6 protein-coding genes are annotated in these 12,967 nt (G+C 44.4%); 3 read left to right on the forward strand and 3 right to left on the reverse strand.

Features of this window, described 5'->3' with window-relative positions:
* Positions 1 to 312 precede the first annotated feature (312 nt).
* Complete coding sequence (locus EZMO1_RS06750; RefSeq protein ID WP_082211878.1) at positions 313 to 2,427, forward strand: type I secretion system permease/ATPase; 2,115 nt, start codon at positions 313 to 315, stop codon at positions 2,425 to 2,427.
* Positions 2,424 to 3,749, forward strand: coding sequence for an HlyD family type I secretion periplasmic adaptor subunit (locus EZMO1_RS06755; protein WP_034874540.1), 1,326 nt, complete (start codon positions 2,424 to 2,426; stop codon positions 3,747 to 3,749). Before EZMO1_RS06750 ends, EZMO1_RS06755 begins: the two co-directional genes overlap by 4 nt.
* Positions 3,750 to 4,002: 253 nt before the next feature.
* Here the strand turns inward: EZMO1_RS06755 and EZMO1_RS06760 are convergent, their stop codons facing one another.
* From EZMO1_RS06760 to EZMO1_RS06770, 3 genes are all read right to left on the reverse strand, one after another.
* The gene (locus EZMO1_RS06760) at positions 4,003 to 8,793 is read right to left on the reverse strand and encodes an autotransporter outer membrane beta-barrel domain-containing protein (protein ID WP_145912506.1); all 4,791 of its coding nucleotides are present in this window, start codon (positions 8,791 to 8,793) and stop codon (positions 4,003 to 4,005) included.
* Positions 8,720 to 10,513, reverse strand: coding sequence for a putative Ig domain-containing protein (locus EZMO1_RS06765; RefSeq protein ID WP_061509311.1), 1,794 nt, complete (start codon positions 10,511 to 10,513; stop codon positions 8,720 to 8,722). The genes EZMO1_RS06760 and EZMO1_RS06765 overlap by 74 nt, the downstream gene beginning before the upstream one ends.
* Before the next feature lie 133 nt (positions 10,514 to 10,646).
* Positions 10,647 to 11,939, reverse strand: coding sequence for a TolC family outer membrane protein (locus tag EZMO1_RS06770; RefSeq protein ID WP_034874537.1), 1,293 nt, complete (start codon positions 11,937 to 11,939; stop codon positions 10,647 to 10,649).
* Between the two features lie 546 nt (positions 11,940 to 12,485).
* On the opposite strand from EZMO1_RS06770, the gene EZMO1_RS06775 reads away from it, so the two are divergent.
* Entirely contained in the window at positions 12,486 to 12,917 is a 432-nt protein-coding gene (locus EZMO1_RS06775) for a hypothetical protein (RefSeq protein ID WP_051789729.1), read from the forward strand.
* Positions 12,918 to 12,967 lie beyond the last annotated feature (50 nt).

Below are 12,967 nucleotides of genomic sequence, written 5' to 3' on the forward strand. Positions count from 1 at the left end.
AATATACCGGTTGAGTCTTTATGAATACTTCAACATCTGGTTATCGCCTAATACTTATTAGTCTCAAGGTACTGTCTACTAAATCATTAATTCGAGATTAATAAACGACCAATTAAGCATTTTATTTATTACAAATCAAACACTGCTGATTGTTATTTATACAATACCTGTAAATTTTCCCAGAAGTCAAAAACTAATGCCTCTGATTCATTGCCTGACGATATAAAGCGCAGTTACACTGAGCTAAAAAAATAATTACATTAATGTCAGAAATGGAAATGCTCTGCACACATTATTGTGGGAAGGTTCCCAATGGATAGCATAAAAGACCCATTGCTACATTCTTTATTGGAAATATGCAAACACCACTATATATCCACCCATTCACACAGCCTTACCTCAGGGCTAGCTCTTAATAAAGGCAAACTATCGGCTGAAAGCATTCCAAAAGCAGCTGAAAAAGCCGGTCTCAAAGGAGCTATTCGTAACCAATCTCTCTCGGAGGTCAATACACTTGCGCTGCCTGCCCTCTTGCTCTTGAATGATGGATCTTCCTGCGTGCTTAAGCAGATCGACTCGAAAACAGCAACAATTCATACTATTTCCGGAACCGCAAATATTTCACTACCCACTCTGTCTGAACAATATTCAGGCACTGTCATTTATTTTAAGCCTAACCAGAATCAGGAAGGGCTCAGCGCTACAACAAAACCGACTCAGCATCATTGGTTACTAAGTCCACTAAAGCAAGCTATACCTATCTATAGCGAAGTTTTGCTCGCCTCGTTATTCATTAACCTGTTTGCTCTGGGCACGCCACTCTTCGTAATGAATGTATACGACAGGGTTCTTGCCAATCATGCTTTTGAGACGTTGTGGGTACTCGCTATCGGTATGGGGCTACTCATTGCATTTGACCTGACACTAAAGCTTTTGAGAAGCTGGTTTCTCGATCAGGCAGGACACCGAATAGACCTGCAACTCTCTTCAACCGTTTTCAGTTCATTACTCAACCAGAGGCAACAATCCTTAAAGATCGGTTCTTCAGCCAGTTATCTCCACGAATTTGAAGGGTTTCGACAATTCCTTACATCAACCACCATTACAACATTAATTGACCTGCCCTTTATCTTTTTATTCCTTGCACTTATTGGCTGGATTGCCGGCCCTCTTGTCTGGATACCGGTCACTGTTATTCCAGTAGCTATCCTTGTCAGCTTTCTATTGCAATACTCCCTGAAAAAACACGTCGATCTGATGATGCAGGAAGGCTCCAGAAAACAAATCATGGTCTACGAAACACTGGCCTGCATGAGTGAAATCAAGATTCATAATGCTCAAAGTGTTTTACAAAGAAAATGGGAACAACTGGCAGAGCAGTGCGGACACCATGGTTTAAAAGTTCGGAAAATCACACAAACTGCACTGTCTGTCACTCAGTCAATTCAGCAGATTGCTTACGTGTTTTTGATTGTCGGTGGTGTTTATTTGGTTACAGCCGGTGAACTCACAATGGGCGGATTAATTGCGTGTAGCATTTTGTCCGGTAGAGCTCTAGCTCCGGCAACACAAATTACCGGATTATTAATGAGACTCCATCAGTCCCGATCAGCCCTGAACGGTATCAAACAAATCGTTAACGCCCCAAAAGAAAGTGATATCAAAAACACTATCGCCCCAGCATTCATTAAAGGCGATATAGCATTGCAGCAGGTGAGCTTTAGCTGGCCGGAACAACCGCCAGTTCTGGACAACATCAGCCTGAGCATACGACAAGGTGAAAAAATCGGTATTCTTGGCCCTATGGGGTGCGGAAAATCAACACTGCTCTCATTGATTGCCGGATTAACCTGCCCAACTCACGGGCGCATGCTTATCGATGGCATTGCATCAGAACAATTGCACCCGGCGCAATGGCGTGAACAACTCGGATTTTATACACAAGACTCACGTCTTCTTTATGGCAATATTAAAGACAATATTACCATTGGACAGCCTGAAACCACCGACGAAGAACTGCTGAAGGTCGCAAGGTTGACAGGCGTAACCCGATTCTGCGCACAACACCCTGAAGGTTTTTCCCGATCTGTGGGTGAAGGTGGATTTGACCTGTCCGGAGGTCAACGCCAGGCGGTTGCACTGGCAAGAGCCCTGCTCAAAAACCCTCCGATTCTGCTGCTTGATGAGCCCACTTCAGCCATGGACTTGTCGGAAGAAAACCGTTTTATGCGTGAGCTAACAACACTTATTCAAGATAAAACCCTGATTCTTGTAACACACAGACCCGGACTATTGAAACTGGTTGATCGTCTGATCGTTCTTGATCAGGGTAAATTAGTCGCCGACGGACCAAAGAACGACGTCATAAAACAACTTAATCAGCGTACACGCAGCACAACCACAAACAATGCGGAGGAAATCGCATGAGTTCTCCCTGGCAATGGCACGACAGCGACTACATCCAAGATCCGTTTGACAAAGCGAAGTCCCGCTTACCCCGTATCACTCACGGCATTCTGTTCACGACTGTACTGGCGTTCACTTCTGCCATTGTCTGGGCACATTATGCCGAGTTAGACGAAATCACACGGGCAGAAGGTAAAATTATTCCTTCTTCCCGAATACAAAAAGTACAAAATCTTGAAGGGGGCATCCTTTCCGCCATCATGGTCAGGGAAGGTGACAGCGTTGAAGAAGGTCAGATTCTTTTACAAATAGATGACACAAGATTTGCTTCCAGCTTCAGGGAAAGCAAATATTCAGAGCAATCACTTCAAGCGGAAAGATTGAGGCTTCTGGCAGAACTGAATGATCAGCCGTTTGCTCCCGGCATTAACACCATAGAAAAGCTCGGTAGTGCCTTTAATGACGAGCTGGCACTGTATGAGGCAAGAACCGGTGCCAGAGAGTCAAACCTTGCTATTTTGCAACAGCAACTCAGGCAGCAACAGCAAGCACTGAATGAGGCTAAAAGCCGTCATGGTAATTTAAATGAGAGCATGATGCTTGCCGAGCAAGAGTTAGCATTAACTATCCCTCTGGCAAAGCGTGGCTCTGTATCTGAAGTCGAACTGATCAAAATGAAACGTCAGGTAACTGAACTAAAAGGAAAGCTTGACCAAAGCCGATTGTCGCAGCCAAGACTGTCCGCAGCCATTGAAGAAGCCAAATACAAAATAGAAGAGCAGCGTCGTCAGATTAAAACCGAATTAAATACGGAACTTTCGGAAGTTAACGAAAAACTTCTGCGCATCAATGAAAACAACCTTGCACTGGAAGACCGGGTCGCCCGAACCGCTGTTCGCTCCCCAGTCAACGGCACCATAAATAAACTTAACATCAATACCATAGGTGGTGTCGTACAACCCGGTATTGATCTGGTCGAAATCGTCCCTTCCGAAGACAGCTTGCTGGTTGAAGCCAAAGTGCGGCCCACAGACATTGCTTTTCTACACCCCGATCTGGATGCAACGGTGAAAGTAACCGCTTACGACTTTTCCATTTACGGCGGACTGGAAGCCAGCCTTGAACACATCAGTGCTGATACCATTACCACCGAAGATGGTGAAAGCTTTTACCAGATACAGGTACGAACGGATAAAAATCATCTTGGCAGCGACAGTAAACCACTGCCTATTATTCCCGGCATGGTGGCAAGCGTAGACATCAAAACAGGAAAAAAATCAGTTCTCGACTACTTACTAAAACCCATGTACCGGGCTAAAGAACTCGCGTTAAGAGAAAGATAACAAAAGGCAAAAAAATACCCCGGAACCAGCCAGGGTATTTTATGAAGGTGAACCAGATTACAGTATCTTATACCAATTCCCCTTTCTAAACATGAATTGCGCAGCCATTCTGAATCACGGGAGCTGCGTTGGAACTCCTCGCAATAGCTCGCTATTACTCGTCGTTCCGCCTTTATGCCCTTCAGGGTATTGTCCCGTGACCCATAATGACTTGCTCATGGCCATATTTAGAAAGCGGAATTGGTATTAGTCATCAAACAACCTGCGGTAACAAACTTTGCTCTACGTACACATTTACTTCATCGTCGCCTGAGCTATAGCTGTAATGCTGCCAGTCTTTACTATTCTGACTCACAGTTCCCTCATTAGTAAGACCCTGATCAAAGCCATCTTCAATGTCACCACTACCAGAGATATAAAGGATATTGTTATCATCAGTAACATCAATGATATCTTCTATATCAAAGCTAAGTGTTGCATTGTTTAATGACACTTCCTCTATACCGCCAATGCCTTTCTCGCCGTCACCAGCCTCCCGTGCAAAGTACTCAAGAAGCACTGTTTCGTCATTGGTTCCGACAAGATTAAGAACGCTATACCCCTCTGAAGGTTCAGAGAAAGTGGCAGTTATCACATCATCACCTGCGAGCGTCATATCAAGAACATGCACACTGCTGTTACCTTCACTGTCTTCAATGGTGTAGGTGAATGTTGCAGCCAAACCCGGCTTCTGCATATCACTCGAACCCAACACCTGTGACAACATAACCGGGTACGGTTCAAACACAATACTGCCACCGGGTTTGAAATATAAAGCACCTAATTCCGGAATGCCTTTATCTTCATCCACAATGGTGATTTTGAAATGATCACTGCGATCAGAGTAATCATGAATATCACGAATGTAGTCTTTGCCATCAAACGTCATGACAACACTGGTGATCATACCCTCATTCATACCTTCCGGTAACCAGCTATGCTGGTTGCCAGTGCCGCTGATCAGGTCGCTTTCTGAGGTAGTGATGGCTGATTCTTTGTTGACGGTAACCTTTCGGTAGAACTCCCCGTCCTGACCTTCCGAATTAAATATATCAAGATGTAGTGTTCTTTCAGTACCATCAGCCGTTGAGTCCGCGGGTACCAGATAGACTCGACTTATTAAATCTTCATACAGCTTTAATGAGTCTTGTCCGGAAAGATGCCCACTAAATACAATATCGCCATCATCTCGATATTCTACATCGATAAAATCATTGCCATACCTCTGATTAATAGCTGCAATATCGACTTTAAGTACATCACCTCCTGCGTCACCACTAATGCCAACTTTTAAGTAATTGATCACAGAGCTGAGATCATTCAGTACATTAACATCTCCAAACAGCCCACTTGAACTACTGTGGTCAGAACTTTTATTAAAGATAACGGTCGGCGAGTCTTTATCACCTATTAATTTGATATCCATCGTATCAACCGAGACAACCCCAGACAGTTCAGTTGTGTAGGTAAAACGAGCATCCAATGCAAAATTAGCTGGAAGAATATTCAGATCATCCATCGGCACAAATTCAACGCGACCATCTCCATGAAAGTAGACCTCACCAATAGGATCAAAAGGAATGCCTCCAGCCCCTTCCTGATCCTCAATAGTGATTTTGAAATAATCACCATGAGTAAAGTCCTCTACATCACGTATATAGTCTCTATCCTTATAGGTCATTACAACACTGGTTATTTTAGCTTCAGAGCCTTCTGCCTTCCAATGTGTTGGCAAGTCATCAGACTGTCCATCTAGAAGGTCATCTTCATGCACTTCGTAATCTCTTGCTGAATTAACAGCAATCGTTTTTTCTGCATGACCTATGGCTCCCTGTAAATCAGACACTTCAACCGTCAGAGTGCGGTTACCACTAGTAATGGGGGCGTTTGAAGAAATAAAATAAACCCGACTTAATGCTGCCTCATAATCTTCTTTTGAAGCCTCACCAGAGAAACTCAACTGACCAGGTACAGAAGACGTAACATTAATGCCGTAATCATCAAAAATGCCCCCTGCATCAATACTGAGTGTTTCTCCAGCGGCAGGCTCATTCAATGATACTGTTGCACTCTGTATTTTATCGCCAAGATCAGGATCTTTGATTTCTATATTACCAAATAAACCACTGGCATTTTCGAAAGAGTCACTGGATGAAATTTCAATAATTGGTGCATCATTCTGACCTGTAACATCCATACCAAAGGTATGCTCTGTTGTGCTGCCTCCGTCATTAACCGTATAGGTAAAACTGGCAGGCAGGTTCAAGTCTTTCGGCAAAAAGTTAAGCAGTGGATTCGCTACTAATTCAATGGTGCCATCTGCCCTGAAGTAAATAGCACCCACTTCAGGAATGGGTGGCGTACCATCAGGGTCTTTAATGCCTATCTTAAAATCACCGGCATCATTGATGGTGTCAAATTCACCACCGATCTCACGGACATAGTCCTTACCATTAAAGGTCATGACGACTTTGCTCATGAAGGCATCGCCAGAACTTCCTGCAGGTAGCCAGCTACCCGCTATTTGGCTACCGATTAAGCCATCCTCAGAAAAAGACCAGTTCTCCGCCAGCACATTAACCGTGGCATTGGCGCTGTTACTCTCTGCACCCTGATCATCCGTCACAACAACATTCAGAATGCGGTCACCGCCAACAGTAAACCCTTCGCTGGAATCTATAGCTAATGAATCAAGAACGGACTGATAAACACCAGCCGTTGCAGTACCGGACAGTGTTAAAACACCATTCTCATAAACCGCTGTCAGACCTGAGTTGCCGACGTCAACGCCAAGCCTGTCACCCGCTTCACCATTGGTAATAGTAACGGTTGCCTTGCTCAGGGTTGAGCCAAGGTCAGCATCTGTAATAGTGATGCCTCCCAATAGTTCGTCACCTTCACCCAGATTTAAAACAGGTGCATCATTCTGACCTGTAACATCCATACCAAAGGTATGCTCTGTTGTACTGCCTCCGTCATTAACCGTATAGGTAAAACTGGCAGGCAGGTTCAAGTCTTTCGGCAAAAAGTTAAGCAGTGGATTCGCTACTAATTCAATGGTGCCATCTGCCCTGAAGTAAATAGCACCCACTTCAGGAATGGGTGGCGTACCATCAGGGTCTTTAATGCCTATCTTAAAATCACCGGCATCATTGATGGTGTCAAATTCACCATCGATCTCACGGACATAGTCCTTACCATTAAAGGTCATGACGACTTTGCTCATGAAGGCATCGCCAGAACTTCCTGCAGGTAGCCAGCTACCCGCTATTTGGCTACCGATTAAGCCATCCTCAGAAAAAGACCAGTTCTCCGCCAGCACATTAACCGTGGCATTGGCGCTGTTACTCTCTGCACCCTGATCATCCGTCACAACAACATTCAGAATGCGGTCACCGCCAACAGTAAACCCTTCGCTGGAATCTATAGCTAATGAATCAAGAACGGACTGATAAACACCAGCCGTTGCAGTACCGGACAGTGTTAAAACACCATTCTCATAAACCGCTGTCAGACCTGAGTTGCCGACGTCAACGCCAAGCCTGTCACCCGCTTCACCATTGGTAATAGTAACGGTTGCCTTGCTCAGGGTTGAGCCAAGGTCAGCATCTGTAATAGTGATGCCTCCCAATAGTTCGTCACCTTCACCCAGATTTAAAACAGGTGCATCATTCTGACCTGTAACATCCATACCAAAGGTATGCTCTGTTGTACTGCCTCCGTCATTAACCGTATAGGTAAAACTGGCAGGCAGGTTCAAGTCTTTCGGCAAAAAGTTAAGCAGTGGATTCGCTACTAATTCAATGGTGCCATCTGCCCTGAAGTAAATAGCACCCACTTCAGGAATGGGTGGCGTACCATCAGGGTCTTTAATGCCTATCTTAAAATCACCGGCATCATTGATGGTGTCAAATTCACCACCGATCTCACGGACATAGTCCTTACCATTAAAGGTCATGACGACTTTGCTCATGAAGGCATCGCCAGAACTTCCTGCAGGTAGCCAGCTACCCGCTATTTGGCTACCGATTAAGCCATCCTCAGAAAAAGACCAGTTCTCCGCCAGCACATTAACCGTGGCATTGGCGCTGTTACTCTCTGCACCCTGATCATCCGTCACAACAACATTCAGAATGCGGTCACCGCCAACAGTAAACCCTTCGCTGGAATCTATAGCTAATGAATCAAGAACGGACTGATAAACACCAGCCGTTGCAGTACCGGACAGTGTTAAAACACCATTCTCATAAACCGCTGTCAGACCTGAGTTGCCGACGTCAACGCCAAGCCTGTCACCCGCTTCACCATTGGTAATAGTAACGGTTGCCTTGCTCAGGGTTGAGCCAAGGTCAGCATCTGTAATAGTGATGCCTCCCAATAGTTCGTCACCTTCACCCAGATTTAAAACAGGTGCATCATTCTGACCTGTAACATCCATACCAAAGGTATGCTCTGTTGTACTGCCTCCGTCATTAACCGTATAGGTAAAACTGGCAGGCAGGTTCAAGTCTTTCGGCAAAAAGTTAAGCAGTGGATTCGCTACTAATTCAATGGTGCCATCTGCCCTGAAGTAAATAGCACCCACTTCAGGAATGGGTGGCGTACCATCAGGGTCTTTAATGCCTATCTTAAAATCACCGGCATCATTGATGGCGTCAAATTCACCACCGATCTCACGGACATAGTCCTTACCATTAAAGGTCATGACGACTTTGCTCATGAAGGCATCGCCAGAACTTCCTGCAGGTAGCCAGCTACCCGCTATTTGGCTACCGATTAAGCCATCCTCAGAAAAAGACCAGTTCTCCGCCAGCACATTAACCGTGGCATTGGCGCTGTTACTCTCTGCACCCTGATCATCCGTCACAACAACATTCAGAATGCGGTCACCGCCAACAGTAAACCCTTCGCTGGAATCTATAGCTAATGAATCAAGAACGGACTGATAAACACCAGCCGTTGCAGTACCGGACAGTGTTAAAACACCATTCTCCAAGCCTGTCACCCGCTTCACCATTGGTAATAGTAACGGTTGCCTTGCTCAGGGTTGAGCCAAGGTCAGCATCTGTAATAGTGATGCCTCCCAATAGTTCGTCACCTTCACCCAGATTTAAAACAGGTGCATCATTCTGACCTGTAACATCCATACCAAAGGTATGCTCTGTTGTACTGCCTCCGTCATTAACCGTATAGGTAAAACTGGCAGGCAGGTTCAAGTCTTTCGGCAAAAAGTTAAGCAGTGGATTCGCTACTAATTCAATGGTGCCATCTGCCCTGAAGTAAATAGCACCCACTTCAGGAATGGGTGGCGTACCATCAGGGTCTTTAATGCCTATCTTAAAATCACCGGCATCATTGATGGTGTCAAATTCACCACCGATCTCACGGACATAGTCCTTACCATTAAAGGTCATGACGACTTTGCTCATGAAGGCATCGCCAGAACTTCCTGCAGGTAGCCAGCTACCCGCTATTTGGCTACCGATTAAGCCATCCTCAGAAAAAGACCAGTTCTCCGCCAGCACATTAACCGTGGCATTGGCGCTGTTACTCTCTGCACCCTGATCATCCGTCACAACAACATTCAGAATGCGGTCACCGCCAACAGTAAACCCTTCGCTGGAATCTATAGCTAATGAATCAAGAACGGACTGATAAACCCCAGCCGTTGCAGTACCGGACAGTGTTAAAACACCATTCTCATAAACCGCTGTCAGACCTGAGTTGTCGACGTCAACGCCAAGCCTGTCACCCGCTTCACCATTGGTAATAGTAACGGTTGCCTTGCTCAGGGTTGAGCCAAGGTCAGCATCTGTAATAGTGATGCCTCCCAATAGTTCGTCACCTTCACCCAGACTTAGAACAGGCACATCGTTGACACCAGAAATACTCAGTGATGTTGTAAATTCCTGTGGTGATACCAACCCCTGCGAGTCGGTAACAATAATTCTGATTTCAAGTGTTTCAAGATTGCCATCATCAGGAATGCCAGAAATTGTTCCGGTAGCAGGATCAAATACGAGCCATTCTGGCAGCTCACTCCCATCAGTCAGGGTAACTTCATAGGTATAATTTCCGGAACCACCAGTCGCTTCAGGAGTGAACGTAAAAACTTCTTCTTCTGCAGCTAAAAATGGTGAAGCCACATTTAATAAACTGATAGGAGAAAATGACGGCAAGCTTTCAGGTTCTACAGGGCTTGTCTGCGACTCAGCTTCGGATTCTGCTTCCGCCTCTCTTTCATTCCTGGTAGTTGCCTGAGAGGTATCCTCTTGTTCTGCTCCAGTGACAAACAAGGAATCAACACCGCCATCACCTGCCAATACATCAGCTACTGGATTCAATGCATTACCAGCGCCGCCATCTGTTGATGATGAATCTGTAGCAATCTCTGTATTTTCAGCTTCAAACGTTGTTTCAGTGTTCTCTGCTTCAACTACGACATCGACAACTTCTACACCATTAAACTCTCCGGATGCAACCTGCTGAGCCGTTATCGTTTTTCCACCTGATATCAAACCACCGGAGTTTGCAAACCCCCCAATATTAACTTCAATTAAACCATCACTAATGACAAGCGTACCGTTTACTAAGACGAGCTCCAAGCCTTCAGAAGCGGTGATATCAATTTGTTCACCTGCTTGTAAGTTTATTTCGACACCAGCCTGCAAAGTAACTTCACGTACTTCACCTTCTTTATTCACAATTTTTAATTTAATCGCCATAATCCTATCCCTGATAAATGTACACGACTGAAACTGAATAAAGTAAAAAGACAATAATGCAGCCTTAAATAAAAAGGAGACTGAATAGTAAGCCTCCTTTTTATTTAACTAAAGCTCATAAAATGTGCACCTTCTAAAATTTATGAGAAGACGCAAGTACTCCCATTGAGCTAACTAGCCTGTATTTTTCAAGATGAAGGGTAAACTGTTCATTCACCTGCAGCTTTCTGGCATTAAAGCTCTCCTGCTCACTATCCAAAAGGTTCAGAAGCGATCTGCGCCCAACCTGATATTGCTCAAAGAATGAGTTTTTTACCTGTTCACGTTCATCCGCATAACCATTGATTTCTTTTACCCGTTTTTGAGCTGCATCCAAAGCAAACCATGACTGAGAAACCGTCTCTTTAATTTTTCTATAGGTTTCCTGATACTCCTGCATAGACTCATTCATCTGTTCAGCACGCTGCTTTATCCGCGCTTTATCAGCGCCGCCTCTGAACAAGTTATAATTCATCGTTATCAAAGCATTAAAATCATCACTAGGGCTTTTCGAACCGTCAAGGTTGCGATTTCTGCTCGCTGATAATTCAAGGCCAAATTCAGGAAAATTACGCCCCTTACTGGCTTCGTAGTTCTTTTCTGCAGCATCTTTCCTATATTCAGCCATTTTCAAGGAAGGATGAACAGAAAGTGCCTTTCTAACAGCATCTTGCAAACCTGAGGGCATAGACAACACTGTATCAGGCATACTCAAGTCTTCAGGCTGCACACCAACCACCCTCTCAAATGATGCTTTTGCAGATGCCAAATCTCTTTCTATTTGTCTCAACTCTGCCCTTGCCAACCTTAGACGACTACTCGCTTGTAATTGATCCGCTTTATCTCCGTACCCGGTACTAGCGCGATCATCAACTTTGTCAGCTATCGCTTTCTGTACGCTTACATAATCTCGACCATGATCCAGCAGCATTTGGTGCCGTAAAACATCCATATAAACCTGAACAACGCTAAAGAATGTAGATTCTTGAACATCTAGCTTATTTTGAACTTCTGCCATACTTTCTGCTTTAGCACCCAAAATGCGATTCTGCGTCTCTAAACCATCAAAAATAAATTGTTTTAGTGTTATCTTTCCTTCATTACGGGTTAGTGTCTCGAACGCATCTTTGTCGTTTGTTCTGCCAGCCACGGTACTGTTTCTACTTTTCTCTTTTCCCCAACTTGAATACACATCCAGCGTCGGAAGATAGCCAGCCTGCTCTTGCTTCACCTGCTCTATCTGCGCAGAGCTACGGTAAGATGCAGCTAGAATAATAGGGCTATTTTTTTGCACATGAAGAAAGGCTTCATTGAGCGACATCCCATACGACAGTGGAGAGAAAAAAGAAGCTACAGCGACAGAATAAAAGACTTTTTTGAGCATCATCACAATTCCATGTTAGATAACATTTGACTACTAATAACCAAAATCCTGATGGTTAAACTTTTTCAATATAAATTATCAATCATATCTATCTGTGTAAACACCCTCTGAATACAACAATTCCCTCAATAGCAATGTTACCCCCAGGGCGAAAGCATCTTACGTACGTTCATATCAAATTCAGATTCCACAGGTTCAGGGCCATTAGCACATTGAAGAGCCAGGCTGACAATTCTGCACTCTACTCACTCCCGCAGCCACAGTAGTTCTTTCTACCTGCTTTTCCAGCTGTAACTGCTGGATTGGCCACTGTTGCGGATCATTCCGTACCAGAAGACACTGCCCGTTCAACTAATACAAATGCCTTAGTCCTTTGAGATCATCTTTAATGCAATCTTCTCACAAATGAGCTACGGTAGTTATGAATAACCACCACACGCCGTTGAATGAGTTTACATAACCAATGGCTCCAGTTCGTTTGGAGCTCCGTTCCTACAGCCTGAAACCTTCGAAGGCGCCTGAAGCAGGCGTTATGCACCGGAGTAACTTATGAAACAAATACTAATCGTTCTAGGCCTATGGTCTGTGTTTCCGCTGCAAGCTCTGGAAATAAAGGTCAACCCGGGAAAGTATTCAGTATATTATCACTTTGAGTATGAGCTTCGTCCTGATCATTACGAAATTAATAAAAAATACGGTTTTAATGATGGGGGTCAGTTTGAGGTATTTGTACCAAAAAAATATTTCCCTATTCCAGCACCAAACTGTAATAAGAATATTATCATTCGAATGCCTTATTCCAATAAAGAGGATACCAAAAGGGCACTCTACGAAAAGCTTCTGCAAAACAAGGCAGTTACAGTAACCCTTGAGGCGAATCCATATGTAGACGTTCTTCAGGAGAAACCGTTGAAATTGCAATTGCAATATTGCAATGTTTTCTTCCGCCAACGTGATGGAGATTACTACAACCAACTATAAGAGGCTGTTCATAATGTTTCCTGATTACCATTAATCATACGCCAAACTAC

Source organism: Endozoicomonas montiporae CL-33 (assembly GCF_001583435.1).
Lineage (GTDB): Bacteria > Pseudomonadota > Gammaproteobacteria > Pseudomonadales > Endozoicomonadaceae > Endozoicomonas_A > Endozoicomonas_A montiporae.